The organism is Pseudomonas quasicaspiana (assembly GCF_021147825.1).
In the GTDB taxonomy this organism is placed as follows: Bacteria; Pseudomonadota; Gammaproteobacteria; order Pseudomonadales; family Pseudomonadaceae; genus Aquipseudomonas; species Aquipseudomonas quasicaspiana.
The window spans coordinates 29,026-54,272 of the sequence record NZ_JAGTPI010000011.1 but is presented as its reverse complement, the minus strand read 5'-3'; the positions used below and the strand labels follow the sequence as shown (position 1 = coordinate 54,272).

At 57.7% G+C, this 25,247-nt stretch carries 21 protein-coding genes; 7 read left to right on the top strand and 14 right to left on the bottom strand.

All coding sequences use genetic code 11. From position 1 onward, the window contains the following. The first annotated feature begins 195 nt into the window (after positions 1 to 195). From KDX30_RS09785 to lipA, 4 genes are all read left to right on the top strand, one after another. Positions 196 to 1,356: a D-alanyl-D-alanine carboxypeptidase family protein gene (locus KDX30_RS09785; RefSeq protein ID WP_027902320.1), complete on the top strand. Its 1,161-nt coding sequence runs from the start codon at positions 196 to 198 to the stop codon at positions 1,354 to 1,356. An 87-nt stretch (positions 1,357 to 1,443) separates the two neighbouring features. Then, positions 1,444 to 1,719 (top strand): DUF493 domain-containing protein, encoded by a 276-nt coding sequence (locus KDX30_RS09780; RefSeq protein WP_027902321.1) that lies wholly within the window; start codon positions 1,444 to 1,446, stop codon positions 1,717 to 1,719. Beyond that, the gene (lipB, locus tag KDX30_RS09775; protein ID WP_027902322.1) at positions 1,719 to 2,366 is read left to right on the top strand and encodes a lipoyl(octanoyl) transferase LipB; all 648 of its coding nucleotides are present in this window, start codon (positions 1,719 to 1,721) and stop codon (positions 2,364 to 2,366) included. Before KDX30_RS09780 ends, lipB begins: the two co-directional genes overlap by 1 nt. 2 nt (positions 2,367 to 2,368) lie before the next feature. Beyond that, on the top strand, positions 2,369 to 3,391 hold the full coding sequence (lipA, locus tag KDX30_RS09770; protein WP_027902323.1) for a lipoyl synthase: 1,023 nt from the start codon (positions 2,369 to 2,371) through the stop codon (positions 3,389 to 3,391). A gap of 1,045 nt (positions 3,392 to 4,436) precedes the next feature. On the opposite strand, the gene KDX30_RS09765 is transcribed toward lipA, so the two are convergent. From KDX30_RS09765 to leuS, 5 genes are all read right to left on the bottom strand, one after another. Next, the gene (locus KDX30_RS09765) at positions 4,437 to 5,756 is read right to left on the bottom strand and encodes a lytic murein transglycosylase (protein ID WP_231675632.1); all 1,320 of its coding nucleotides are present in this window, start codon (positions 5,754 to 5,756) and stop codon (positions 4,437 to 4,439) included. Between the two features lie 84 nt (positions 5,757 to 5,840). After that, complete coding sequence (gene arfA, locus KDX30_RS09760) at positions 5,841 to 5,996, bottom strand: alternative ribosome rescue factor ArfA (protein WP_027902325.1); 156 nt, start codon at positions 5,994 to 5,996, stop codon at positions 5,841 to 5,843. A 164-nt stretch (positions 5,997 to 6,160) separates the two neighbouring features. Then, positions 6,161 to 7,198: a DNA polymerase III subunit delta gene (holA, locus tag KDX30_RS09755; protein WP_027902326.1), complete on the bottom strand. Its 1,038-nt coding sequence runs from the start codon at positions 7,196 to 7,198 to the stop codon at positions 6,161 to 6,163. A 192-nt stretch (positions 7,199 to 7,390) separates the two neighbouring features. Next, positions 7,391 to 7,996: an LPS-assembly lipoprotein LptE gene (locus tag KDX30_RS09750; protein ID WP_122707060.1), complete on the bottom strand. Its 606-nt coding sequence runs from the start codon at positions 7,994 to 7,996 to the stop codon at positions 7,391 to 7,393. A gap of 89 nt (positions 7,997 to 8,085) precedes the next feature. Further along, on the bottom strand, positions 8,086 to 10,692 hold the full coding sequence (leuS, locus tag KDX30_RS09745; protein ID WP_231675631.1) for a leucine--tRNA ligase: 2,607 nt from the start codon (positions 10,690 to 10,692) through the stop codon (positions 8,086 to 8,088). 314 nt (positions 10,693 to 11,006) lie between these two features. On the opposite strand from leuS, the gene KDX30_RS09740 reads away from it, so the two are divergent. Both KDX30_RS09740 and KDX30_RS09735 read left to right on the top strand, forming a co-directional pair. After that, entirely contained in the window at positions 11,007 to 11,378 is a 372-nt protein-coding gene (locus tag KDX30_RS09740) for a hypothetical protein (RefSeq protein ID WP_231675630.1), read from the top strand. A gap of 85 nt (positions 11,379 to 11,463) precedes the next feature. Next, positions 11,464 to 12,225: a YdcF family protein gene (locus KDX30_RS09735; protein WP_231675629.1), complete on the top strand. Its 762-nt coding sequence runs from the start codon at positions 11,464 to 11,466 to the stop codon at positions 12,223 to 12,225. A 120-nt stretch (positions 12,226 to 12,345) separates the two neighbouring features. Here the strand turns inward: KDX30_RS09735 and lnt are convergent, their stop codons facing one another. From lnt to miaB, 5 genes are all read right to left on the bottom strand, one after another. Then, positions 12,346 to 13,866 carry an apolipoprotein N-acyltransferase gene (lnt, locus tag KDX30_RS09730; RefSeq protein WP_231675628.1) on the bottom strand — a complete coding sequence of 507 codons (1,521 nt, stop codon included), beginning with the start codon at positions 13,864 to 13,866 and terminating at the stop codon, positions 12,346 to 12,348. A 26-nt stretch (positions 13,867 to 13,892) separates the two neighbouring features. Further along, entirely contained in the window at positions 13,893 to 14,735 is an 843-nt protein-coding gene (locus tag KDX30_RS09725; protein ID WP_027902332.1) for an HlyC/CorC family transporter, read from the bottom strand. 5 nt (positions 14,736 to 14,740) lie between these two features. Continuing rightward, the gene (ybeY, locus tag KDX30_RS09720; protein WP_095100423.1) at positions 14,741 to 15,241 is read right to left on the bottom strand and encodes an rRNA maturation RNase YbeY; all 501 of its coding nucleotides are present in this window, start codon (positions 15,239 to 15,241) and stop codon (positions 14,741 to 14,743) included. Then, positions 15,234 to 16,256, bottom strand: coding sequence for a PhoH family protein (locus KDX30_RS09715; RefSeq protein WP_122397727.1), 1,023 nt, complete (start codon positions 16,254 to 16,256; stop codon positions 15,234 to 15,236). The genes ybeY and KDX30_RS09715 overlap by 8 nt, the downstream gene beginning before the upstream one ends. Before the next feature lie 217 nt (positions 16,257 to 16,473). Then, positions 16,474 to 17,802 carry a tRNA (N6-isopentenyl adenosine(37)-C2)-methylthiotransferase MiaB gene (miaB, locus tag KDX30_RS09710; RefSeq protein ID WP_099268228.1) on the bottom strand — a complete coding sequence of 443 codons (1,329 nt, stop codon included), beginning with the start codon at positions 17,800 to 17,802 and terminating at the stop codon, positions 16,474 to 16,476. 133 nt (positions 17,803 to 17,935) lie between these two features. Here miaB and KDX30_RS09705 point away from each other — a divergent pair, with 133 nt between their 5' ends. Next, on the top strand, positions 17,936 to 18,262 hold the full coding sequence (locus KDX30_RS09705) for a DUF1820 family protein (protein ID WP_027902336.1): 327 nt from the start codon (positions 17,936 to 17,938) through the stop codon (positions 18,260 to 18,262). A gap of 19 nt (positions 18,263 to 18,281) precedes the next feature. On the opposite strand, the gene KDX30_RS09700 is transcribed toward KDX30_RS09705, so the two are convergent. The 4 genes from KDX30_RS09700 to hemL form a co-directional block, all read right to left on the bottom strand. Continuing rightward, positions 18,282 to 19,400, bottom strand: a complete 1,119-nt coding sequence (locus KDX30_RS09700; protein ID WP_231675627.1) for a hypothetical protein — start codon at positions 19,398 to 19,400, stop codon at positions 18,282 to 18,284. Between the two features lies 1 nt (position 19,401). Next, the gene (locus tag KDX30_RS09695; protein ID WP_231675626.1) at positions 19,402 to 22,920 is read right to left on the bottom strand and encodes a toxin VasX; all 3,519 of its coding nucleotides are present in this window, start codon (positions 22,918 to 22,920) and stop codon (positions 19,402 to 19,404) included. 218 nt (positions 22,921 to 23,138) lie between these two features. Then, positions 23,139 to 23,687, bottom strand: a complete 549-nt coding sequence (locus KDX30_RS09690; RefSeq protein WP_027899834.1) for a tetratricopeptide repeat protein — start codon at positions 23,685 to 23,687, stop codon at positions 23,139 to 23,141. Positions 23,688 to 23,929: 242 nt separating this feature from the next. Beyond that, entirely contained in the window at positions 23,930 to 25,213 is a 1,284-nt protein-coding gene (hemL, locus tag KDX30_RS09685; protein ID WP_231675625.1) for a glutamate-1-semialdehyde 2,1-aminomutase, read from the bottom strand. Between the last annotated feature and the right edge of the window lie 34 nt (positions 25,214 to 25,247).

The following is a 25,247-nucleotide window of genomic DNA, read 5'->3' as shown; positions in this document are numbered from 1 at the left end:
CAATTGCCTGCCGAACGATTGCCACCAGAGCAAGCCGCGCAGGCAATTGTCCATGAGTCTGTCTGTCAAGCAGGCGGTTCATGGGCCAGGATTAGAGCCTGGCACCGCCGGTCGTTGTGAGCGGTACCGCTTCCATCGGCCCGTTAAGCTTTGCCCGTGAGGGCATGTTTGCCCATTAGCAATTTCGAGAGACGGATGAACATCACCACCTTTGCAAAACGCTTGTGCCTGCTTGTACCGCTGATCATCACTCCGGCTGCCTGGGCCGCTGAACAGATGACGCCTTCCGCTCCGCAACTGGCTGCCAAAGCCTATGTGCTGATGGACGCGAGCAGCGGTAACGTTCTGGTCGAGAACAACGGCGACCAGCGTTTGGCGCCTGCCAGCCTGACCAAACTGATGACTGCCTATATCGCGACGCTGGAAATTCGTCGTGGGCAGATCGGCGAGAATGATCCGGTGACCGTCAGCGAGAACGCCTGGCGTACCGGCGGTTCGCGGATGTTCATCAAAGTGGGCAGCCAGGTCACCGTCAGCGATTTGCTGCACGGGATCATCATTCAGTCCGGCAACGACGCCAGCGTAGCGCTCTCCGAGCACATCGCCGGTAGCGAAGACGCATTCGCCGACATGATGAACAAGACTGCTGCCGATCTGGGCATGACCAACAGTCACTTCATGAACCCGACAGGCCTGCCGAACCCGGAGCACTATTCGTCGGCCCACGACATGGCGATTCTGGCTCGCGCGATCATTCATGAAGATCCGGCTCACTATGCGATCTACTCGCAGAAAGAGTTCTTCTGGAACAACATCAAGCAACCTAACCGCAACCTGCTGCTCTGGCGCGACAAGACCGTTGATGGTCTGAAAACCGGCCACACCGATGAAGCGGGCTATTGCATGGTGTCTTCTGCCGTTCGTGATGGCATGCGTTTGATCGCTGTGGTGTTTGGCACCAGCAGCGAGCAGGCCCGTGCGGCTGAAACCCAGAAGTTGCTGACTTACGGCTTCCGTTTCTTCGAAACCCAGAACTTCTACCAGAAGGGCACTGAGCTGGCTCAGGCAACCGTCTGGAAAGGCACCGAGCGTCAAATCAAGGCTGGCCTGGCTGAAGACCTGAGCATGACCATGCCAAAAGGCGAGATGAAGAAGCTGACCGCCAGCATGACCATGAACCCGCAGCTGGTTGCGCCAATCGCCAAGGGCGACGTGATCGGCAAGGTTGAAGTGAAAATGGAAGACAAAGTCGTCCATACCGCTAACCTGATCGCCCTCGACGCTGTCGAGGAAGGTGGCATCTTCCGCCGCGTGTGGGATAGCATTCGCCTGTTCTTCTTCGGCTTGTTCAACTGATTCCAGTACAACGCTGACCACGACGCGCCCACTCATACCCTGATTGGGCGCGTTTCCGTCTTCACGGCTTGTGAGACCTTTACTGCCATGACAGATTCCGACGTCAAGTCGCACAAAATCGAATTCCCCTGCGATGACTATCCGATCAAAGTGATCGGTGACACAGGTGTGGGTTTCAAAGACAGCGTGATCGAGATTCTGGCCAAATACGCCAAGATCGAGATATCCACGCTCGCCGAACGCCAAAGCAGCAACGGCAAGTACACGACTATCCAGTTGCACATCGTTGCAACCGGCGAAGACCAACTGCGTGACATCAATAGCGCACTGCGCGCTACGGGTCGCGTGCACATGGTGCTTTGATGGGCGCAATGCTGGGCGTTCGAGAGCTCGGCCAGATCGATTACGAACTGGCCTGGCATGCGATGCAGCGCTTTACCGACCAGCGCGGTAAAGACACTCAGGACGAGATCTGGCTGGTGCAGCACGCACCGGTTTTCACTCAGGGGCAGTCCGGCAAACCCGAACATTTGCTATTACCGGGTAATATTCCGGTGGTACAGGTCGATCGTGGCGGCCAAGTGACCTATCATGGCCCCGGCCAATTGGTGGTCTACCTGATGCTCGATGTCAGGCGCCTTGGTTTCGGTGTACGTGATCTGGTAACCCGGATCGAGAACAGCCTGATCGATTTGCTGGCCAGTTACGGTGTAACGGCCGCAGCCAAGGCTGACGCACCGGGTGTTTATGTCGATGGAGCGAAGATCGCGTCCCTGGGGCTGCGAATTCGCCACGGTTGCTCATTCCATGGTCTGGCGCTGAACGTCGACATGGACCTTGAGCCCTTTCGACGGATTAATCCCTGTGGATACGCAGGGCTGGCAATGACCCAGCTGTGCGATCATGCGGGCCCGATTGAATTTGCCGAGGTAAGTGCCCGGCTGCGTACGCAGCTCGTCAAACACCTCGACTATGCTGAGCAGACGACCCTAACGGGCGGAATCGACTGATTATGACTACTGCGACTGAAACTGCCGTGCAAACCTTGATCCCAACCGTCGACGTTTCCGAGCGTGCACCTCGCCCTAAAGTTGAGGCTGGCGTTAAGCTGCGTGGCGCGGAAAAAGTTGCGCGTATCCCGGTGAAGATCATTCCAACTGTCGATCTGCCGAAAAAGCCTGACTGGATCCGCGTTCGTATTCCGGTTTCCCCTGAGGTTGATCGCGTCAAGCAACTGCTGCGCAAGCACAAACTGCACAGCGTTTGCGAAGAGGCTTCCTGCCCGAACCTGGGCGAGTGCTTCTCCGGCGGCACTGCGACCTTCATGATCATGGGTGATATCTGCACCCGTCGCTGCCCGTTCTGCGATGTGGGCCATGGTCGTCCGAAGGCGCTCGACGTCAACGAGCCGACCAACCTGGCCGTTGCCATCGCTGATTTGCGTCTCAAGTACGTCGTTATCACTTCGGTAGACCGCGATGACCTGCGTGACGGCGGTGCCCAGCACTTCGCCGACTGCATCCGCGAGATCCGCAAGCTGTCGCCAAACGTGCAGCTCGAAACGCTTGTTCCGGACTATCGTGGCCGCATGGACGTCGCGCTGGAGATCACTGCAGCCGAGCCGCCAGATGTGTTCAACCACAACCTGGAAACCGTGCCGCGTCTCTACAAGGCTGCGCGTCCGGGTTCGGATTACCAGTGGTCGCTGACCCTGCTGCAACGCTTCAAGCAAATGGTCCCGCACGTGCCGACCAAATCCGGCTTGATGCTGGGCCTGGGCGAAACCGACGAAGAAGTCATCGAAGTCATGCAGCGCATGCGCGAGCACGACATTGACATGCTGACCCTGGGTCAATACCTGCAACCTTCCCGCAGCCACTTGCCGGTGCAGCGCTTCGTGCATCCGGACACCTTCGCCTGGTTCGCCGAGGAAGGTTACAAGATGGGCTTCAAAAACGTGGCGTCCGGCCCGCTGGTGCGTTCTTCGTACCACGCCGACGAGCAGGCCAAGATTGCCGTCAAGGCGATGGTCTGACGCGTTAAGCGTTGATCGTTTGAGATACAAAACAAACGGGCCGGATATCACTATCCGGCCCGTTTTTGTTTGCGAATGTTCAGACTCTTAAAGATTCTATGTTGGCTTGCAAACCCAATTCCCGTGGGAGCGAATTCATTCGCGAAAGCGGTACTCCAGCCAATGAAAATGTGCTGAATGTACTGCCCTCTTCGCGAATGAATTCGCTCCCACAAGTGTCCGCGCAAATTTACCTGATTCTATGGTTTGCGCAGGTTTTGCAACAATTCCTGCGTCGGATACCCATCTGCTGGCCATCCCAACGCCTGCTGAGCGCTGCGGCTAAAGCCGGTCCTACGGAAGAACGCAATTTCATGCGGGAGACTCTTGTTGGCCTGAAAACAAAATTCCCGTGGGAGCGAATTCATTCGCGAAAGCGGTATTCCAGCCAATGAAGATGTGTCGAATGTACTGCCCTCTTCGCGAATGAATTCGCTCCCACAAGTGGCCGCGCAAATTTACCTGATTCTATGGTTTGCGCAGGTTTTGCAACAACTCCTGCGTCGGATACCCATCTGCTGGCCAGCCCAACGCCTGTTAAGCGCTGCGGCTAAAGTCGGTCCTACGGAAGAACGCAATTTCATGCGGGAGACTCTTGTTGGCCTGAAAACACGATTCCCGTGGGAGCGAATTCATTCGCGAAAGCGGTATTCCAGCCAATGACGATGTGTCGAATGTACTGCCCTCTTCGCGAAATGAATTCGCTCCCACAAGTGTCCGCGCAAATTTACCTGGCTCTATGGTTTGCGCAGGTTTTGCAACAATTCCTGCGTCGGATACCCATCTGCTGGCCATCCCAACGCCTGCTAAGCGCTGCGGCTAAAGTCGGTCCTACGGAAGAACGCAATTTCATGCGGGAGACTCTATGTTGACCTGAAAACAAAATTCCCGTGGGAGCGAATTCATTCGCGAAAGCGGTACTCCAGCCAATGAAAATGTGCTGAATGTACTGCTCTCTTCGCGAATGAGTTCGCTCCTACAAGTGTCCGCGCAAATTTACCTGGCTCTATGGTTTGCGCAGGTTTTGCAACAATTCCTGCGTCGGATACCCATCTGCTGGCCAGCCCAACGCTTGCTGAGCGCTGCGAATGGCTTTGCGCGTATTGGCGCCGATAATGCCGTCCGGGTTGCCTGCGTCGTAGCCGCTGGCCGAGAGCAGGCTTTGCAGCTCCATGCGCTCAGAACGGCTCAGAGGGACGTCTCCACGCGGCCAGCTTCCTTCGACGAGGCCGCCACCCTGGAATCGTCCTGACAACAGCCCGATCGCCAATGCGTAAGACGAAGAGTTGTTGTAACGCAGGATTGCGCGGAAATTATCCATCACCAGAAACGCAGGGCCTTTGTAGCCAGCGGGTAACAACAGTGCGGCTTGTTGCTGTAAGGCGGTCGCAGGCAGGGCACTGCCGCTAGGCAGCGTCAGGCCCAGTTGCTGCCACTCGGCCAGGCTCTTACGGGTCGAGGCGTCAGCCAGTGCGTAGTCGAAACCACTGGCGAGTTTGACCTCATAGCCCCAAGGCTGACCGGTCTGCCAGCCAGAGCTTTGCAGGTAGTGCGCAGTCGACGCGAGGGCATCCGGAGCGCTGTTCCAGATATCCCGGCGACCGTCACCGTCGAAATCCACTGCATGGGTGTTGTACGTCGTCGGGATGAACTGCGTCTGGCCCATGGCACCGCCCCAGGAACCGATCATCTGCTCAGGGGCTATGTCGCCCTGTTGCAGAATTTGCAGTGCGGCCAGCAACTGATCCTGGGCGAAACTGCGACGGCGGCCTTCATAAGCAAGCGTCGCCAGTGAGCGAATCACCGATTGCGAACCCTGGAACTGCCCGAAATTACTCTCCATGCCCCATACCGCAACCAACGCATTGCGGTCTACGCCGTATCGCTGCTCGATGGTTTGCAGGACGCCAGCATATTGGTTGAGCAAAGCTTGCCCTTTGCGAACGCGCGCGTCAGAGATCGCACCGTCCAGGTATTCCCACACCGGGCGAGTGAATTCCGGCTGGCTGCGATCAGCTTTGACCACCTTCATATCCGGCGTCACGCCTGTGAAGGCACGGTCGAAAATGTCTGCTCTGATACCTGCCTTGAGTGCCTGCGCGCGGAAACCAGCCTGCCAGTCGGCAAAGCTCATGGTGGGCAGAATCTCGAGATTGGCATCCACGGCAATGGCCGGAGCCGGTGAGGCCAGCGGCGTGGTGATAACGCGTGGAAGAGGCGTGGCATCGGCTGCTGTCGGTTTTTCCGCACAGGCAACTAACAGGATAAGGCTGGAGGCAGCGATCATTTGGCGCATTTGCCAACGTCGGAAAAAACAAGAGGGCATGCTTGGGTCCAAGGTATTACCGTTAGATGCAGACCTTATCACGCCTGCAGGCCCGAAAGGACCTCGGGGAACAGTCGCGATGTTTCAGGCAGCCAGAAAGTAAGAAGCCTCCCAGCTTTTAGACTGGAAGGCTTCGCGGCGGTAGCTGCCTTTGCCTTTGCCGGGTTGTTCCTGACGGCTGCGGAACAATGGCTGGGCAATGATGGATTTGGCCTTGTTGGGCCGTTTGGACTTTTTCATGGTGATGTTCTCTCGGATGTTAAGTAAGCGGCGCGAATGATCGACCCAAGACAGGGTAGTGTCTAATTGATCTGCGCTATCGCTGGCAAATCTCTGTGGAGGGTTATCTATTTGCCAGCAAATCCAGTCCCACAGGAAACTCGTTTCACCTGTGCAGACCGTGTTTACTCCGCTGGCAACGCCAGACGCTGACCTGCCATCAGCAGCGACAACCGGCTCAAACTACTCCAAGGCGAGCCAACTGCCTGGCCTTTGATCTGCGCATCAATGCGTTGCGCATCCATCAGCAGTTCGGCCCAGCGTTTGGCGGAATAGCGTTGCAGTGCTTTGCTCATCAGCGGCTTGCGCTTGTCCCAGATGGGCGGTCGGGCTGAACTGAACGCTTTGTCCAGTGGCATGCCCTGACTGAATTGCAGTGCAAGGTTTGCCAGTACTCGCAGCTCTCGAGAGAGAGCCCAGAGAATCACTGGCGGCTCAACACCTTCGCCTCGAAGGCCCTCAAGCATGCGCAAGGCGTGAGAAGCCTCGCCGTTGAGGATGGCATCGGTCAGCCCGAAAACGTCGAAACGCGCGCTGTCAGCTACGGCTGCCTGTACGGTCTCGACAGTAATCTGGCCTTCTTCGGCCATCAGTTTGAGCTTTTCGATTTCCTGAGCGGCGGCCAGCAAATTGCCTTCCACTCGCGCCGCGATCAACTCGACGGCATCTTGGGTGGCTGCCAACCCGGATTGAGACAGGCGTTGGCGAATCCATTGGGGTAATTGCCCGGCATCTACCGGCCAGATTTGCACGAACTGGGTCTGCGCCCCTTCGACCAGCGCTTTACCCCATTTGGTTTTCTGCGCGCTGCCATCAAGCTTTGGCAAGCTGATCAACAGCAGCGTGTCTTCGGCGGGGCGGGCGCAGTACTCCATCAAGGCAGCAGCCCCTTTGTCTCCAGGTTTTCCGGAGGGAAGGCGCAACTCAAGCAGTCGGCGCTCGGCGAACAGCGACATGCTTGCGCCGGCCTGCAGCAGCGTGCCCCAGTCGAAACTGGAGTCGGCGCTGAAGACCTGGCGTTCGTCAAAACCTTGCTGTCGGGCCGCAGCTCGAATCGCGTCGGCGGCTTCCTGGCACAGCAGTGGATCGTCGCCGCTGACTATGTAAACGGGCGAGAGAGCACCTTGCAGGTGTTTGCCAAGTTGGGCGGGGGCGAGTTTCATCTGAAATTCCTCGGTGTCCCTGACAAAGCGCCATCAAGCAGTAAACACGGTCCCTGTAGGAGCCAACTTGTTGGCGAGGCGGTAGTTTTGATTACGCAGGCCTGGCGTCTCGCGAACAAGTTGGCTCCTACAGGGGGAATGCATTTCAAACAGGTAGGCATCGAGGGCCAGCGTTAACCGGCCCTCTACATCTTAACGAGACGGGATTTCGATCGGCGACTGTTGTGGCGTTTCGTCGCGAATGCGTTGAGCGGCTTCCAGTGCATCGGCTTCTGCTTTGGCAACGGCGTCAGCCTTAGCTTGCAGCTCATCCAGTTGCGCTGGCGTCAGTTGTTGCAGTTGGGCCATCAGATTCTGGATGACGTCGCTGCGCATCTCATTGCGAACTTGCGTAGCCTGCATATCGGAACCGATCAGGTTATTACCGTCATGCACATAGATCTTTTCGACCTGTACTTTACGGGTCAGCAACTCGCGATTCTGATCGCCTCTGATTTGGTAGTTAAGCGTTGTGTTCAGCGTGTACTCAGCCGAACGACCCGCGCCCGCGGAGCTCGCGGCACGTTGGGTTTCCTGTTCGTTGAGAATCACCAGCTTGTAGGGCGCGCCCTGGTAGATTTTGACACCGCTGCCTTCCAGAACCTGACGCAGTTGCACGACTGTTTTGCCGTAGGCGTCACGTGCGCTGACATCCAGTTCCTTGATGGACAGCTGGTTTTCGCCAGTGCCACGCAGCTGGAAACCGCAGGCGCTCAACAGTACGGCGAGGCCCATAACCAGCAGATTGCGTTTGATCATCTTGATGCTCCCCTTGAATCCGTTTGGGCCGACTGTGCGAACCCAGGAAATATGTTCAGCGCCCGATCATTGTCGGGCGCTCGATCCCATCAGCTTGCGACGATATTGACCAGTTTGCCGGGCACTACGATGACTTTGCGGATGGTCAGGCCATCGACGAAGCGCAGTACGTTCTCGTTGGCACGGGCAGCCGCTTCGACTTCTTCGCGGGTAGCGCTGGCTGGCATTTCGATCTGACCGCGCAACTTGCCGTTAACCTGAATGACCAGTTGCAGGCTGTCTTGAACCAATGCAGTTTGATCCAGAACCGGCCAGCCAGCGTCGATAACAGGCGTGCTGTGGCCCAATTTGTTCCATAGCTCGTGGCTGATGTGCGGTGTGATCGGTGCCAACAGCAGGGCAACTGTTTCCAGACCTTCCTGAATCAGGGCGCGATCCTGAGCGGAGGCCTGCGGGGCTTTTTCCAGCACGTTCATCAGCGTCATCACCTGGGCAATGGCGGTGTTGAATTTTTGGTGCTGACCAATATCCTGGCTAGCCTGCTTGATCGCTTGGTGGATCGCACGGCGAATGACTTTCTGGCCGTCATCAAGAGAGGCGATGTCCAGCGCTGCTGGCAGACCCTGAGTAACGTGGCTCTGCGCCAGGCGCCAGACGCGACGCAGGAAGCGATGCGAGCCTTCAACGCCGGAGTCGGACCATTCCAGGCTCATGTCAGGTGGCGAGGCGAACATCATGAACAGGCGGCAGGTATCGGCGCCGTACTGATCGATCATCGACTGAGGGTCGACGCCATTGTTTTTCGACTTGGCCATTTTCTCGGTGCCACCGATCTCGACGGGCAGGCCGTCGCTGATCAGTTTGGCGCCGACGATCTTGGCTTTACTGTCGCGCTCAAGCTCTACATCTGCCGGATTGAACCAGGTCTTGCTGCCGTTGGCTTCAAGGCGATAGTAGGTTTCGGCGATGACCATGCCCTGAGTCAGCAGGTTCTTGAACGGTTCGTTCGAGGTCACCAGGCCTTCGTCGCGCATCAGCTTGTGGAAAAAGCGCGCATACAGAAGGTGAAGGATGGCGTGCTCGATACCGCCAATGTACTGGTCAACCGGCAGCCAGTGGTTAGCCGCAGCAGGATCGACCAGACCGCCTTCGTAGTGAGGCGAGGCGTAACGAGCGTAATACCACGAGGACTCCACGAAGGTGTCCATGGTGTCGGTTTCACGCTTGGCCGGTGCGCCGCATTTCGGGCAACTGCACTCGTAGAACTCAGGCATGCGCGCCAATGGCGAACCAGCGCCATCGGGTACGACGTTTTCAGGCAATACAACGGGCAGTTGATCTTCTGGAACAGGCACGTCGCCGCAGGTGTCGCAATGCACGATCGGGATCGGGCAGCCCCAGTAGCGCTGGCGGCTGATGCCCCAGTCGCGCAGACGGAATTGGGTGCGGGACTGACCGAGACTCTTCTTGGTCAGTGCTGCTTCCATCGCGTCGAATGCGCCAGCGAAATCCAGGCCATCGAACTCGCCGGAGTTGATCAGCGTGCCGTGCTCGCCGTAAGCCGCCTGCCACGGAGCAGGTGTTTCATCGCCTGCGCCGGTGCGGACTACGGCCTTGATTGGCAGGTCGTATTTCGAGGCGAACTCGAAGTCGCGCTCGTCGTGTGCAGGGACTGCCATTACAGCGCCGTCGCCGTAATGCATCAGTACGTAGTTAGCGACCCAGACGGGCAGCTTTTCGCCGGTCAGTGGGTGCTCGACGAACAACGAGGTCGGCAGGCCTTTCTTTTCCTGGGTGGCAACGTCGGCTTCGGCGACGCTGCCACTTTTGCATTCGTTGATGAATGCTTGCAGCTGCGGATCGTGCTGCGCGGCCAGGGTAGCCAGCGGATGTTCGGCGGCAACGGCGACATAAGTCGCGCCCATCAGGGTGTCCGGACGGGTGGTGAAAACTTTCAGCGCGCCGGCTTCACCAATGGAAGCCTGGTTGTACGGGAACTGAACTTCCATGCCACGGGATTTGCCAATCCAGTTACGTTGCATGGTTTTGACCTGCTCGGGCCAGCCCGGCAGCTCGTCGAGACTCTCCAGCAGCTCATCCGCATAAGCGGTGATCTTGAAGTAGTACATCGGAATTTCGCGCTTCTCGATGATTGCGCCCGAACGCCAGCCGCGGCCATCGATGACTTGTTCGTTGGCCAGAACGGTCTGGTCAACCGGGTCCCAGTTCACGGTGCCGTTCTTGCGGTAGATCACGCCTTTTTCGAACAGGCGCGTGAACAGCCACTGTTCCCAACGGTAGTAGTCTGGTTTGCAGGTGGTGACTTCGCGGGACCAGTCGATCGCCAGACCGAGGCTTTTCAGCTGGGTCTTCATGTAGGCGATGTTTTCGTAGGTCCACTTGGCTGGCGCGACGTTGTTTTTCATCGCGGCGTTTTCTGCCGGCATGCCGAATGCGTCCCAGCCCATTGGCTGCAGGACATTCTTGCCTTGCATACGCTGGTAGCGAGCGATCACGTCACCAATGGTGTAGTTGCGCACGTGCCCCATGTGTAGCTTGCCGCTAGGGTAAGGAAACATCGATAGGCAATAGAAGGTTTCCTTGCCTGGCTGTTCACTGACTTCAAAAGACTTTTGCTCGTCCCAGAAGGTTTGGGCGGCGGCTTCGATTTCACGGGGCTGATAGAGTTCGTGCATGGCTACTTTTTACTAAAGATTGGTGACCCTTGACCTCTTCGTTGCATCGCCGATTCAGGTCGGCACCGCTGCCGGACAATGGAAACTGCCTGTGCGGTGCTTTCGGGCTCGAGCGAGCGGAAGTGGAATTACAGGAAGCGCCGTAGCATACATGAGCGCCGACTATCGAGGGAAACCCTGATTTACGTGGCCGTTTGCTCGAGAGGGCCAGTTCAGCGGCAGTCAGCCGCCGTTTGTCGCAGCAATGCACCGGTTTTGACAGCGGCGCTAAGCTCAATATCGAGGGTATGTTTTATCTTCGATGAGGTGAGCGGATGACAGAGCTGCAGCACACAGATACAACTCATGATCTGTACGAACGTTTGATTAATCGGCTGGGCCTTGCTCTGGAAACGGCAGATATTGCAGTACGACTTCGTGACGAGTGGCCTGAGGAGCTTGAACTCCGTGGCCTGAGTCGTGCCGAGTTCGATTTGATTGAAGCCTATTTGAATAACGCTGGCGTTGCGGCAGGTGGTGACGTAAGCCCTGATGTGCCAGGGAGTTTCATCGTTTCACGGGAGCCCGCTGAGGCGGCATCGGTGCCGTCATCTTCAGCCAAGGTAATCTGGCTGAAGGACAAGAAGCGAGCCATGTCATTGGCCAGGTTGAACCGTCACAATTCAAGCAATCTCTTCAGGCGTTAACGTTCGCGGGCTACAAGTCTGCATCACAAGCATTGTTGCTTGGCGTCAATCCTTCTAGGCTTCGGGCATCTTCTGGAGATGCCTGATGCCTGTCCGCTATTTGATCAAAGCAATTGTCCTGCCGCCCGGTATTTTCTTCCTGCTGTTGCTGGTGGCGTTTTATCTGCGCCGGGCCCGGCCGCGTCTGGCTGCGAGCTGTTTTGCGGTAGGGCTGGGCGGACTGTGGCTGATGAGTTTGCCGGTGGTTGTGGAGACTGCGGCCCGCGGGATCGAGACGGTTCCGCCTCTGCCACTTGGCGAATGGGCGACCCTGGCGCAACGAGCTGACGCGATTGTAATTCTCGGGTCGGGCCGCGAGCGTAATGATCCGAGCTGGGGAGCTGATATCCCCACAGGTGTGGCCCTTGAACGTATGCGCTATGCGGCCAGGCTGTCCAAGGCATCCGGCCTGCCGATCCTGACGACAGGTGGCCTGCATTACGGCGAACCGCCGAGTGAGGCGGCCATCATGGCTGAGTCTTTGGAAAACGACTTCGGCGTGCAGGTTCGCTGGCAGGAAGGTTCGAGTCGCACGACCTGGGAGAACGCTACGATGACGGCGGCGATGTTGCAGCCTTTGGGTATCAAGCGGGTGGTGATCGTGACTCAGGCCTGGCACATGCCGCGCTCCATCTGGAGCTTTGAAAAAGCCGGATTTACCGTAGTTGGCGCACCCGTTGGGTTTTTAAGTGCCGACAACGCACGCGTCTTTGGCGGCTGGCTGCCGGAAAGCCGGGCGATCTGGCAGAGCGGACAATTGCTCAATGAAGCGGCGGGGTTGCTGGTTTATCCGTGGGTCTACCGATAACTTGTGGGAGCCGAGCTTGCTCGCGATAAGGGGTAGGTGATTTACCTGCTGAATTTCGGTGCCCTTATCGCGAGCAAGCTCGGCTCCCACATAGACCGCGCTATCCTGCGAGCTGTGCTGTTACACCGTCTTGGAAATCCGGCTCGCCACCAGCGCCCAGCCAATCAACAGCGCACAGACAATCGCCAGTGGCCATGAGCGCCAGCGCAGGTAAGGCGTCAATTCCTGCATGGGCACGACTTCGCCATACATCACGCCGCGTTCAAATTGCGGGATCTGCGTGGTGATCTTGCCGAACGGGTCGATCAATGCCGTCACGCCGTTGTTGGTAGCGCGGATCATCCAGCGACCGGCTTCCAGTGCTCGCATCTGCGCCATTTGCAGGTGTTGAAGTGGCCCAATGGAGGTGCCGAACCACGTGTCGTTACTCACCGTCAGCAGCAATTGGCTTTGCGCGGAAAGCCCTGCCGCGAACTCCGGATACACCACTTCATAGCAAATGAAGGGCGCGATCTGGTAGCCCTTGGCTTGCAGCATCGCCTGATCACTTGGGCCGCGCGCAAAGTCGGACATCGGCAGGTCAAAGAAGGCGATCAGGCCGCGCAACAGGTCCTGCAAAGGAACGTATTCGCCAAAGGGCACCAGCTTCTGCTTCATGTAGGTGCCTTGGCCCTCACCGACTACGGTGATTGCGTTGTAATAGCTGTAGCTGCCGCGATCATTGGTTTCACGTAGTGGGACGCCGGTAATCAGCGCCGAACCGCGTTCTGTCGCGAACTGCCCGATCATCTTCAAGTAGCCCTCGGCAGAGCTTTTGAGCACCGGCACTGCCGTTTCCGGCCAGATGATTAGATCCGCCTGCTGCGAGCGGAAGGTCATGTCGCGATAGAGCGCCAATTGAGCATTAAGCTGCTCGGGGTCCCACTTCATGTGCTGTTCGATGTTGCCTTGAATGGCGGCAACTTTCAGTGGTGCACCAGCGGGTGAAGTCCAGGCATGGTTTTTCAACGCCAAGGCGGTAATCCAGGGCGCGACCAGCAACACCACGCCAACCGCCAGAAATGATTTGCGTGTCCGCAAGCGTGAAAGATTGCACAGCAGCGCGGCGGTCAGTGCCAGCGCAAAGGACACCAGCCACATCCCGCCAAGCGGCGCGAGGCCTGCCAATGGGCCATCAAGCTGGCTGTAACCGGAATAAAGCCACGGGAAGCCGGTGAGGAACCAGCCGCGAAATGCCTCCTGGACCAGCCACAAGGCAGCGAAAGCCAGTGCGTCGGCCAGCGGTGCTTCGTTGCGGCGAATCCAGCGGGCCCACAGCCAGGCGGGGAGGGCAAAGAACCAGGCGATGCAGGCAATGAACAGCAGCATCAGGAATCCGGCGAGCAGCACCGAAGCACCGCCGAAGTTATGGATACTGACGTAGATCCAGCTGGTGCCAGCGCCGAACAGGCCAAAACCGAAGCACCAACCCCGACCCAGCGCCTGACGCGGGCTCAGATTGCGCAGGCCGAGATAAAACAGGGCGAGCGCAACCAGCGCCAGCGGCCAGATATCGTAGGGTGCAAGGGCGAGGGTGGTAAGCGCGCCAGCCACCACGGCCAGCAGGTTACCGGGCCAGCCGGGGTGGGTGATCCAGCGCATTTACATTCCTTAAAGCGGAGAGAGCGTTACGAGCGTGTGACAGGGCTCAGGCGCAGCAAGTGGATACGACGGCTGTCAGCGTTGAGAATCCGGAAGCGGTACGCGCCGATAACGGTGATTTCATTACGCTTGGGGAGATGCCCGAAAGCACTCATCACCAGGCCACCGACCGTGTCGAATTCATCATCTGAGAACTCGCTGTCGAAAAACTCGTTGAAGCTTTCGATGGGCGTGAGCGCCTTGACCAGGAAGTCGCCGCTGGGCAGCGGTTTGATGTAGCTGTCTTCCTCGACATCGTGCTCGTCTTCGATATCGCCAACGATCTGTTCCAGCACGTCTTCAATGGTCACCAGTCCTGCCACACCGCCGTATTCGTCGATAACGATGGCCATGTGATTGTGGTTGGCACGGAATTCACGCAGCAGCACGTTCAGGCGCTTGGATTCCGGGACGAAGGTAGCAGGGCGCAGCAAATTCTTGATATCGCCTTCGCCGCCGTCTTCCTTGAGGATCAACGGAAGCAGGTCTTTGGCGAGCAGCACACCGAGTACATCATCGTGGCTTTCGCCGATCACTGGATAACGCGAGTGTGCGGCATCGATGACGGCGGGGAGGAACTCCCGCGGCGTCTGGCTGGCCTTGATGCTGATCATCTGCGAGCGCGGGACCATGATGTCCCGGACTTGCAGGTCAGCGACCTGAATGGCGCCTTCGACGATGGCCAGCGCTTCGCTGTCCAACAGTTTGTTCTGATGGGCTTCGCGCAGCAGCTCAAGCAGCTCCTGGCGGTTTTTCGGCTCATGGGCAAAAGCCTGGGTGAGCTTACCCAGCCATGACTTTTGCCCGTTGCTCGATCGATCTTCGCTCATAGCCCTTACTCGTTGTCCTTGCTTGGTATTGCTGAATGTGGAGGTTCGTCGTGTTCGTCATCGGCATAAGGATCGGGATAGCCCAACTCCTCAAGCAACGTTCGTTCCAGTGCTTCCATTTCCTCGGCTTCTTCATCGTCGATGTGGTCGTAACCCAACAGATGCAGACAACCGTGAATCACCATGTGCGCCCAGTGCGCGTCTGACGCTTTGCCTTGTTCCGTCGCTTCGCGGGCAATGACCGGGGCACAGATGACCAGATCGCCGAGCAGCGGAATATCCAGCATGTCATCGGGCACGTCAGCCGGGAACGACAAGACATTAGTCGCGTAATCTTTGTGTCGCCACGTGTGATTAAGCTCACGGCCTTCGGTTTCATCCACCAGCCGGATGGTCAGCTCTGAATCGGCGCTGCGTTGGCGCAAGCCCATTTCGCACCAAAGGCGGAACTGGGCTTCGCTGGGGACGCTTGCTTCACTTGCCACTTGCAGGTCCAGCTCAAGCATCGCGGCGGTATTCCCGAGAGGAATTGTTCGTAGCTGGGGGCGCATCGCTGTTGCGGTCTTCGAAGCGCTCATAGGCCTCGACGATGCGCTGCACCAGCGGGTGACGCACCACATCCTTGGGCTTGAAGTGCGTGAAACTGATTCCCTGCACGTCCTTGAGCACCTCGATGACATGGGTCAGGCCCGACTTGGTGCCTTTTGGCAGGTCGACCTGAGTAATGTCACCCGTGATCACTGCGGTGGAGCCGAAACCGATACGGGTCAGGAACATCTTCATCTGCTCGACCGTGGTGTTCTGGCTTTCGTCGAGAATAATGAAGCTGTTATTGAGCGTACGACCGCGCATGTACGCCAGCGGTGCGACTTCGATAACCTGCTTTTCGATCAGCTTGGCGACGTATTCGAAGCCCAGCATCTCGTACAGCGCGTCATACAACGGGCGCAGGTAAGGGTCGATTTTCTGTGCCAGATCACCGGGCAGGAAACCGAGCTTTTCACCCGCTTCAACGGCCGGTCGCACCAACAGAATGCGTCGGATCTGTTCACGCTCAAGCGCGTCCACGGCACAGGCCACGGCAAGGTACGTCTTGCCGGTACCGGCCGGGCCGATGCCGAAGTTGATGTCGTTGCCAAGAATTTCTTTAACGTAGCGCTGCTGATTCAGGCCACGCGGGCGAATCATGCCTTTTTTGGTGCGCAGGGCGACGCCTGGGTCAGCCGCTGGATGGTTGTCCAGCTCTTCTACGCCGGATTCCTGCAGGAACAGGTGGACCATGTCGGGCGACAGTTCGGAGCTTTTGGCTTCCCGATAAAGTCGGCGCAACAGGTTTTCGGCTGAGGTGGTTTGCTTGGGCTCGCCAATCAACTCGAACTGATTTCCGCGGTTACGGATCTCAATGTTCAGGCGCTGTTCGATGAGACGCAGATTCTCGTCGAGTTGCCCGCAGAGATTTGCGAAGCGATGAGCCTCGAAAGGTTCGAGGATGAAACGATGTGGTTCGACTTGTACGTTCAAGGTCGTTTTTAGCCGCCCTGGGGCAATTAATGTGAAACGAAGGATAAACCCTGTGACCTGTGTGCGAAAGCTCTGACTTGATAAAGGTTGTGGGTAAATCGGTGCAGCAATGAAATCCCGGTAGGAGCGAACTTGTTCGCGAGTCGTCATCTGCTGCTACGCAGGACCAATGTCTCGCCAACAAGTTGGCTCCTACCGGCCCTGCGTGCCCGGCGCGTTAGTTCAGCAACGACCCGCGTAGCGAGTGCGGCTGGGCGTCGTCGATGTGCACGTCTGCAAACTGGCCGATCAGCTTGGGATTGTCGCAGCGGAAGTTCACGATCCGGTTGTTCTCGGTACGGCCCTGCAGTTCGCCTGGGTCTTTTTTCGAGTAGTCGGTTACGAGTATGCGCTGGGTGCTACCGACCATTTGTCGGCTGATCTCGAAACCCTGCTGGTTCAGTCGGTGCTGAAGGGCGGCCAGGCGTTCTTTTTTCAGCGCTTCGGGAGTCTCATCTGCCAGATCTGCTGCCGGAGTGCCGGGGCGCGGGCTGTAGATGAAGGAAAACGAGAAGTCGAAGCCGACATCAGCGATGAGCTTCATGGTGTTCTCATGGTCTTTATCAGTTTCGCCCGGGAAGCCGACGATGAAGTCCGAACTGATGCTGATCCCTGGTACGGCAGCCTTGAGCTTGCGGATTCTGGATTTGTATTCAAGCGTGGTGTGGTTGCGCTTCATCGCTGCCAGAATACGGTCCGAGCCCGACTGAACCGGCAAATGCAGGTGTTTGACCAGCTCCGGCACTTCGGCATGAGCCAGGATCAGGCTGTCGGAGAATTCCAGCGGGTGCGAGGTGGTGTAACGAATACGGTCGATGCCATCGACGGCAGCGACAACCCGGATCAGATCGGCCAGGTCGGCGGCGCGGCCGTCATGGGTCGTACCGCGATAACCGTTGACGTTCTGACCCAGTAGCGTCACTTCCCGCACGCCGTTTTCAGCCAAATGAATCACCTCGGCCACGACGTCATCGAATGGACGGCTGACCTCTTCACCACGGGTGTAAGGCACCACGCAGAAAGTGCAGTACTTGCTGCAGCCTTCCATGACCGACACGTATGCGCTCGGGCCATCTACACGGGGCTCGGGCAAGTGATCAAACTTTTCGATTTCCGGGAACGAGACATCAACCTGCGGCAACCGCGTGAAGCGTGCCGCATCAATCATTTCCGGCAGGCGGTGCAGGGTTTGCGGGCCAAAAACTACATCCACGTAGGGCGCGCGATCACGGATTGCTGCGCCTTCCTGGCTGGCAACGCAACCGCCGACAGCGATCACCATCTCCGGGTTGGCCAGTTTCAGCTCACGCCAGCGGCCCAGTTGGGAATAAACCCGGTCCTGGGCGCGTTCGCGGATGGAGCAGGTGTTGAGCAGGATGACGTCGGCATCTTCCGCGCGAGCGGTGACTTCCAGGGCCTGATGCTCGCCCAGCAGATCGACCATGCGCGAGCTGTCGTACTCGTTCATCTGGCAACCGTGGGTTTCGATATAAAGCTTCTTGGCCATGCGTCCGTCATCAGGTGGTTCAAAGAACCGCGCATTATAGTGGCGTCGGTCTCCGCTTCCTAGCGTCCTCTACCGAACGGGCATGCTATAGTTCGCGCCCTCTTTTTATGTCCCCGATTCTTACCCGCCCTTTATGACCAAACGCGAAGCTCCAATCTACAAAGTGATTTTCCTCAACCAGGGCCAGGTGTTCGAAATGTACGCCAAGCAGATCTATCAGAGCGATCTGTGGGGTTTCCTTGAAGTAGAGGAATTCGTCTTTGGCGAGCGCACGACCGTTGTGGTAGACCCAAGCGAAGAGAAGCTCAAGGCGCAGTTCGAAGGCGTAGTGCGCAGCTTTGTGCCCATGCATTCAATTGTGCGCATCGACGAAGTCGAGCGAATCGGCACACCGAAGATCAGCGAAGCCCGCGGCACCAGCAACGTGATGCCATTTCCTGTACCGATGCCGGACAAGTAAGCTTTCGTCCCCTAGCGCTTCACTTGCCTGCGCTGGACTGTGCCTCTGTAAAGCGCGCCACAAGATTCTGATTGGGCTTTTGCTCTCGAAGATCTTTTACCGCTTGGCTCAGACGCTGCAGTTCTTCACTGGGCTTGGCCCATTGCGCCTCTGGCAGCGGCTCGGACCAGCTTTTCATCGCCTCCGGAATGACTGCGCGGCCGATGCTTTTGATCCGGCGGATTTCCCATTCGGTGAGGTGGTTGGGCAAGGTCCACAGGGTCAGCACGTGGTACGTGTACCACCAGAACGGATAGAAGAACCCAACCTCGCGATTTTTGCGCCGACGCCGCATCCGCTCCCGTGCGTTGTAAAACGTATGCAGCCCTTCATGGGGCGGATCGCCGGGGTTTTGCAGTTCAAGCGGGTCCTGGATCTCCTTCAGGGTATGGACCTCGTACTCCATATAGGCGCGAATCGCCTCCCAGTTGCACACCGCCAGATCGAACCCACCACAGAAAAACTCGAGGCTGTAATGCTCATCGTGGGGCGGATGATAAAACCCGACGCCCATGGCGTAGCGGATGTCCATGCCGTACTGCGTCACGCTCCGAGCCTGCACGACCCAGGCGGATAGCGATTCCCACGGGACGAAGATAGGCTCGGTATGGCCACGGGGGACGAAGCAGACTTCGCGGCGTTGACGGTTGAAGCGGGTGGGGACGACCTCTTTGTATTTGAGGAGGTGGTGGAAGGTGATTGCGAGGTAGATGGTGAGGGCGACTGCGGCGGCCCAGCAGCCAAGTTCCATGCCAAAGGGCAGGTAATACAGAGCATTTTCCGCTGCTCTATCAAATCCATCACCCCAGGTAAGTGTCAGGAACCAAATGAGTGCTGGAGCAAAAAGGCCAGAGAACCAGAATACCCAGAAAGGGGTCCCAAGGCCCATTTGCCAAGCGAAAACAGCGGGCAAGCCGACTCCAAAGTCGAGGTGTCTGTCGTTTAGTTCTCCCACTGCGCCGCCGTAATCCTGCGCCGGTAGATCGGTGGGTAATGGTAATGGCGCAAGATAAGTCACCTGACCGGTCGTGAATGCTTCCACCATGCCAGCACGAGGGGTGTGATTGATGGGCGGAGGGCCAGTAATGTCTTTTGGCATCTTATTTTTTCACCTCAGGCATGAGGTTGGGGTGGATGGCGAAGTACTGGCATTGTTCTACCGGTGGATTGAGCTCCACCGACGGGAAGTCGCCGCTTTCGCCAAACACAGGAAAGCGCACCTCATACACGTGAGCTTCGTATTGCCCCTTTGAAGTGATGGGTCCTAGCTGGATTGAGAGCACGATTTCAGTGTGGCTGGGTAGGTCTGAATTGATAAGGCTGCGCACATCCGTCAACTCCACAATCAGGGGGTTGAGCTCCTTGATGTGCAGGCGATCCTCCAGGGCTGTGCCCAAGGGGCTCCAGCGCTCTGGCCTGCCTATTCGGCCTTCGATTTTGCGTATCAATTGATAGCCGCCAATGTTGAGCACGGCAGCACTGGCATGACTGACAATGGGTTTTGTCAGCTCGGCAGCAAACAGTGTCGGGAAATGCAGCAAGAACCGGCGAGGTGCGTCGTCGCTGCTCGGTATGATTTGCATGCGTGGAGCCTGGTAATGCGCGCGCAGTTCTTTTAGATAATGAGCAAGAGGCAAAGAAAGGCACAGGTCGGGGTCCTGCCCTTGGCCCCATGGGGTGCTAAGCAGCCAGCGATCGTGCCGGCTGAGGTTGTTGCGGTTGTAGTACCAACTGCCGGACAGCTCTAGGGCCGTGAACAAAATTCCTGCAAGGTTGAAACGTAAAAATACCGTGGACAGGCGCACACCCGCAGCCGCCCAAGCGGCTGTTCTCGCGGCGGTTCCAGCTTCGGCAGCGAGAACATGGCGGAAGGCTTGGATCGTTTGAGCGAAGCCATAACTGTTGCTAGCCAAGAAGCCGCTACTGCCCATCATGCTGATGGTGGCCCCAACCTGCGCCTCTCTGTTACCGCTTCGAACTGAGTCTTGCCAATTTTTATGGGCGCTCGAAAGGCTCATGGCGGCGGCGATCATTCCAGCGAAGTAGCCAGCCATTCCAAGGCCAATATGCAATTTCCCCATCTGCACATGAACGCCCAGCAGTTGAGCTTTCTTAAAGTTTTTTGCCAGCTCTGCTGCGTGGGCGCTGAGTGCTGTATCGGCAATGCCTTGCGCTGCACCAAGTCCAGCCGCAGCGGTTGCAAATAGGCTGTTGGCAAACGCTGTCAACCGCCTTTGTTTTTCCGGGCCAGAGAAGGTCTCTCTACTCACCACAACCAAATTCAACGCCTGCGCCACAAACACCAACAACCCAGCCCCATCCCCGAGCAGCCCGGCCGTCGGCGCCACCACCACACCCTTTCGATAACTCTCCAGCACCGACTGAACCTCCCGATGCTGCTGCGCCGGAAACACCAACGCTAACCCCGGCTTGCCGGGTGACGAGGATTGCAGGTGAGTTGAGTCGGTCGGCAGCTCAGCTACCGGGCTCATGGCCTTGGCGAGTTGTTGTTCCAGTTCAGCCAAGGACTGTCGGGTGGTTTGGCGTTGCTCTTTAAACCAGTTGGCATCGGGACTCAGGTGCCAGGAACGGTCTGCGGCCCTGCGCTCGCGGGACATGCTGGTCAAGGTGCGCAGGCGATCACGATGCTGCTGCACGGCTTTGACGGTCTTGCCAAGGTTTTGCAGGTCTTCGGCGCTGGCCACCTGAAAGGTCACGTTCTCCCGGCGTGCCGCATCAAGAATCGCTACGCCCGCCGCTTTGGGCAGGCTGCGAAACAGCGCGTCCATATCCGGCAGCTGGCCTTTTTCCATCTGCTGCAAGAAGGCCTGCACCGCCTGCTGAATACCCATCTGTAAAGCTGGAGCCAGCGTGCCCCAGGCAGCGGTGAGGTTGACTTGAGAGGCGGGCGATAGCCGCCTGGTGTCGAGCACAAGGCCTGCACCCCATTGCTTGAGGCGTTCCAGCCATTGCGGTGCGTCCTTGAAAAACAACCAGCTCGCATTTGTGAATACTGCAAACTGCACGCCCAGCTCGGTTTGCGCACTCAACGGCGCGGCGTAAAACATCGGGCGGGACATGGCCGGATTGTTGTTCAGCCAATCCAGGACCGAATCAACGGCTTTGTCGCTGCGGCAGATGTCTTTCAGGCAGGCGTATTCGGTGAGCAGGGCGTGATCAACCTGCTCGCTGTCTTCGATGTCGTAATACCAGATCGCTCGATGCAGGCGGTTTTTGAGCAGCAGATCGATTCGATCCTGGGTGATCTTTTCCAGTAGCTCGTTGAGTGGCTGCAGGATTGCCCGTTGCTGCTTGAGAAAGGCATCCATGCGCGGGCGGTCGATCAAGTCATTGATGCCGCGCTGGCCGAATTTGGCACCGTAGAGTGCCTCTTTAGTGGGTTTGTCCATCTGGCGATACAGCTTCCAGAGGGTTCTGCGATGCCGAGCGATGAAGTCCGGGCTGGTGCCGACGAAGCGTTGTTCAAGCTGATATTGCTGAATGGTACTGGCTCGGGCCTCAATGCCGTCGTCCATGCTCAGCCGGTCCGGTTTGGCTTTTTCGAGGCGTTCCTGCAGGTCTGCTGGTGTGTCGGGATCATTGAAATAGGCCCCGGCTTCCCGACGATTATCCTGGCTCATCACCTCTCGCAACGTATTACGGGTCAGAGTTTGCTCAGGCTCGGGCAGGGTTTCCAGGTCATCAAGCAAGGTTTTGAGCGTCCGCTCCTTTTTAGCGCGTTCGTTCAGATCCTCCTCGTTAATCTGAGTGAGCGATTCGATGTAGCAACCCAGCAGGTAGTCACGCTCGACCTCGCCCTGCTGGCTCAGCGCCCACTCTCCGATCTGGTCGACCACCTGATCCTGATACTGCGCCAGATCACGCATCACACCGACGTCATCCCTAACCGCCAGAAACAGGAAGTCACGCTTATGAGCTGTGGTGATCTGGCTGGTGAACTCTTCAAGAATGGTCTGTCGATACAGTGGAGTGTGTTCCCAGGCATAGGGAATCTTCGTTGACGTGTCGTCCGGTCTGTCCGCCCAACTGCCGCTGCTTTCCGCCAGCCACACGGCCATTTTTCGGTCGTCGAACAGGTCCCGGGCATCGCCGCGCTGAATATTTTCAAAGCTGACGCGCTGCATGAAGTGCTCGCGCTCGGTGGAAACCTTCATCACCTGTGCGCATTTGAAGGCCGTCCACTGGACCTCGGAAAAAGAGGCGTGCAGAACGCTGCTGCGAGAGAACGCCAGCGCCGGTTCAGCTTCGATCACGTCAGCGCGCCGATCCTTGTTGACTTGATCGCCCTTGAACAGCAGCGCAGTCACTGAGCCATTGGTTAACTGGTACTCATGCAGCAGGCCTGTGGCGCTGTCGATGATGTACAGATAGCCGTCCCGCAACAGGCGAAACCCCAAAGGCAATGCCTGCAGTTTGTAAGGCATGGCGATTTCGATGGACGGATCTAGCTCTTCCACCAGGCCATAACGCACGGGTAACAGTTGCAGGGTCTGACTCATCAGCGGACAAAACCCGCCAGCATCGGGTGCCTCGGCGGGTTTAGCCCTGGCGACCAGATTGGCCATGTGGCCACGCGGTGTTATGTGAGGGTTTGTCATGCAGGCTCCTGCCATGGGCTGGCGAGTAGAGGCCAGGATCCAGATGGCGGAGCGCGTAATCTCAAGCCCGACCCTGAGCGAGGGGCGGGAGAGTGGCTGATGAGCGACGGGCACTCAATGCATGGAGAGCGGTTTGGGAAATGCCCTACAGGAAATGTCTTAAGTTTTTCCGAGGTAGAAGGCCGGGCTAACGGTTTGTGTCAGAACTGCGGTGATTTCTACGGCAGTGGAGCAAACGGCGTACGCCCTTCTGCGGTCTGCAATTCCAGCAAGTACTTGCGGAAAATCTGTCCCAGCACTTGAGTGGCTACTTCAAGTTCGTCGCGCTGCATGTGCTCGGCGACTTCGTCGGCAGCGTCCAGTGCGTCTTCGGAGCCGTTGACCGAGGCCATCTTCAGTACGATATACGCCTGAACATTGTTGGCCTGCACGCCTTCCCCCTTGGAGAACATCAAGCCGAGCTGATACTGCGACTGCGCGTGACCCTGCAGCGAAGCCTGCTCGAAATAACCAAGTGCCTTGGGCAAGTCTTGTGGCGCGTGTTTACCGTCGTAGTAAAACTCGCCCAACTCGTATTGTGCTTGTGCATCCCCGGACTGAGCCGCTTGCTGACACGCCGAAAGCGCCGCAGGCAGGTTGTCTGGCTGGGTATTGAGGGTGCAACGACCCACCGCTGGGATTAACAACGAGTTGCCGCCTGCATTCGCCAGCAGGGGATGAATAAGCAACAGGCAGCCCAATGCAAGGGTGCGGCCGGTGCGGTTCATGGGAATCGACTTACCTCTGAAAAAGGTGCGGGCGTGCCCGTCCAGCTAAACGTGCTGGCTGCGCATTATGAAATAAGCGAGGCCAACCTTACAAAGTCTTTACTGTTTTTCTGCTGCGCGGGGCTGAAAAGCCCGGTTTTGCGGGGTGCGGTATGCCCGGTAGGAGCTAACTTGTTGGCGAGACGGTGTATCAGGATACCGTCTCGCTAACAAGTTAGCTCCTACCAGGGTTCATGCCGCCCTTATTTCAGCGCCGCAAACGCCTTCTCGGCCGCATCCAGCGTCAACTTCAACTCTTCTTCGCCATGGGCAATGGAGGTGAAGCCTGCTTCAAATGCGCTTGGCGCCAGGTACACGCCGCCTTCGAGCATCAAGTGGAAGAAGCGCTTGAAGCGATCGGCGTCGCTGGTCATCACGTCATTGAAGGTGACGATTTCCTTGGCTTCGCTGAAGTACAGACCAAACATGCCGCCCGCCTGGGTGGTCACGAACGGAATGCCGGCAGCGTCGGCGCGTTGTTGCAGGCCTTCGAGCAGGCGACGGGTGAAGTCGCTGAGTTCGTCGTGGAAGCCCGGACGGCTGATCAGGCGCAAGGTGGTCAGGCCAGCCGCCATTGCCAATGGGTTGCCGGACAGCGTCCCTGCCTGATAAACCGGGCCGAGTGGCGCGATGTGCGACATGATTTCGCGCTTGCCGCCGAAGCAGCCGACGGGCATGCCGCCGCCGATGATCTTGCCGAAGGTGCTCAGGTCTGGTGTTACGCCGTAATAAGCCTGTGCGCCGCCAAGGGCCACGCGGAAACCGGTCATGACTTCGTCAAAAATCAGCACCACGCCGTGTTCGTCGCACAATGCGCGCAGGCCTTGCAGGTAACCCGGTGCTGGCGGTACGCAATTCATGTTGCCCGCAACCGGCTCAACGATGATGCACGCGACTTCCTGATCCACTTCGGCCAATAGCTCTTTGACGGCGTCCAGATCATTGAACGGTACGGTCAGCGTGTGTTTGGCGAACGCTGCAGGTACGCCCGGCGAGCTTGGCACGCCCAGAGTCAGTGCGCCGGAGCCCGCTTTGACCAGCAGACTGTCGGAGTGGCCGTGGTAGCAGCCTTCAAATTTGATGATGCTGTCGCGGCCGGTATAACCGCGGGCCAGACGAATGGCGCTCATGGTCGCTTCGGTGCCCGAGCTGACCATGCGGACCATCTCCATCGACGGCACGATGGAGCAGACCAGATCGGCCATTTCGGTTTCCATGGCGGTGGGCGCGCCATAGGACAAACCGTGTTCCAACTGACTGCGTACGGCATCCAGCACTTCCGGGTGGCTATGGCCGAGGATCATCGGCCCCCACGAACCCACGTAGTCGACATAACGCTTGTCGTCTTCGTCGGTGACATACGCACCGACCGCGTGTTTGAAGAACAGCGGCGTGCCGCCGACGCTTTTGAAGGCCCGTACGGGCGAGTTAACGCCACCGGGAATGTGTTTTTGAGCATTGGCGAACAAGGTTTCAGAGCGGGACATAATTAAATCTCTTACGTAATCGAAATAAGGGCCG

Excerpts from the sequence above, each read along its gene's own strand:
- arfA (WP_027902325.1), bottom strand. The coding sequence starts at position 5,996 with ATGAAAAAGTCCAAACGGCCCAACAAGGCCAAATCCATCATTGCCCAG.
- holA (WP_027902326.1), bottom strand. The coding sequence starts at position 7,198 with ATGAAACTCGCCCCCGCCCAACTTGGCAAACACCTGCAAGGTGCTCTC.
- ybeY (WP_095100423.1), bottom strand. The coding sequence starts at position 15,241 with ATGCTTGAGCTGGACCTGCAAGTGGCAAGTGAAGCAAGCGTCCCCAGC.
- lipB (WP_027902322.1), top strand. The coding sequence starts at position 1,719 with ATGGGCGCAATGCTGGGCGTTCGAGAGCTCGGCCAGATCGATTACGAA.
- KDX30_RS09740 (WP_231675630.1), top strand. The coding sequence starts at position 11,007 with ATGACAGAGCTGCAGCACACAGATACAACTCATGATCTGTACGAACGT.
- KDX30_RS09735 (WP_231675629.1), top strand. The coding sequence starts at position 11,464 with ATGCCTGTCCGCTATTTGATCAAAGCAATTGTCCTGCCGCCCGGTATT.
- leuS (WP_231675631.1), bottom strand. The coding sequence starts at position 10,692 with ATGCACGAACTCTATCAGCCCCGTGAAATCGAAGCCGCCGCCCAAACC.
- KDX30_RS09785 (WP_027902320.1), top strand. The coding sequence starts at position 196 with ATGAACATCACCACCTTTGCAAAACGCTTGTGCCTGCTTGTACCGCTG.
- lnt (WP_231675628.1), bottom strand. The coding sequence starts at position 13,866 with ATGCGCTGGATCACCCACCCCGGCTGGCCCGGTAACCTGCTGGCCGTG.
- hemL (WP_231675625.1), bottom strand. The coding sequence starts at position 25,213 with ATGTCCCGCTCTGAAACCTTGTTCGCCAATGCTCAAAAACACATTCCC.
- KDX30_RS09705 (WP_027902336.1), top strand. The coding sequence starts at position 17,936 with ATGACCAAACGCGAAGCTCCAATCTACAAAGTGATTTTCCTCAACCAG.
- KDX30_RS09780 (WP_027902321.1), top strand. The coding sequence starts at position 1,444 with ATGACAGATTCCGACGTCAAGTCGCACAAAATCGAATTCCCCTGCGAT.
- KDX30_RS09700 (WP_231675627.1), bottom strand. The coding sequence starts at position 19,400 with ATGCCAAAAGACATTACTGGCCCTCCGCCCATCAATCACACCCCTCGT.
- KDX30_RS09765 (WP_231675632.1), bottom strand. The coding sequence starts at position 5,756 with ATGCCCTCTTGTTTTTTCCGACGTTGGCAAATGCGCCAAATGATCGCT.
- KDX30_RS09725 (WP_027902332.1), bottom strand. The coding sequence starts at position 14,735 with ATGAGCGAAGATCGATCGAGCAACGGGCAAAAGTCATGGCTGGGTAAG.
- lipA (WP_027902323.1), top strand. The coding sequence starts at position 2,369 with ATGACTACTGCGACTGAAACTGCCGTGCAAACCTTGATCCCAACCGTC.
- KDX30_RS09695 (WP_231675626.1), bottom strand. The coding sequence starts at position 22,920 with ATGACAAACCCTCACATAACACCGCGTGGCCACATGGCCAATCTGGTC.
- KDX30_RS09750 (WP_122707060.1), bottom strand. The coding sequence starts at position 7,996 with ATGATCAAACGCAATCTGCTGGTTATGGGCCTCGCCGTACTGTTGAGC.
- KDX30_RS09690 (WP_027899834.1), bottom strand. The coding sequence starts at position 23,687 with ATGAACCGCACCGGCCGCACCCTTGCATTGGGCTGCCTGTTGCTTATT.
- miaB (WP_099268228.1), bottom strand. The coding sequence starts at position 17,802 with ATGGCCAAGAAGCTTTATATCGAAACCCACGGTTGCCAGATGAACGAG.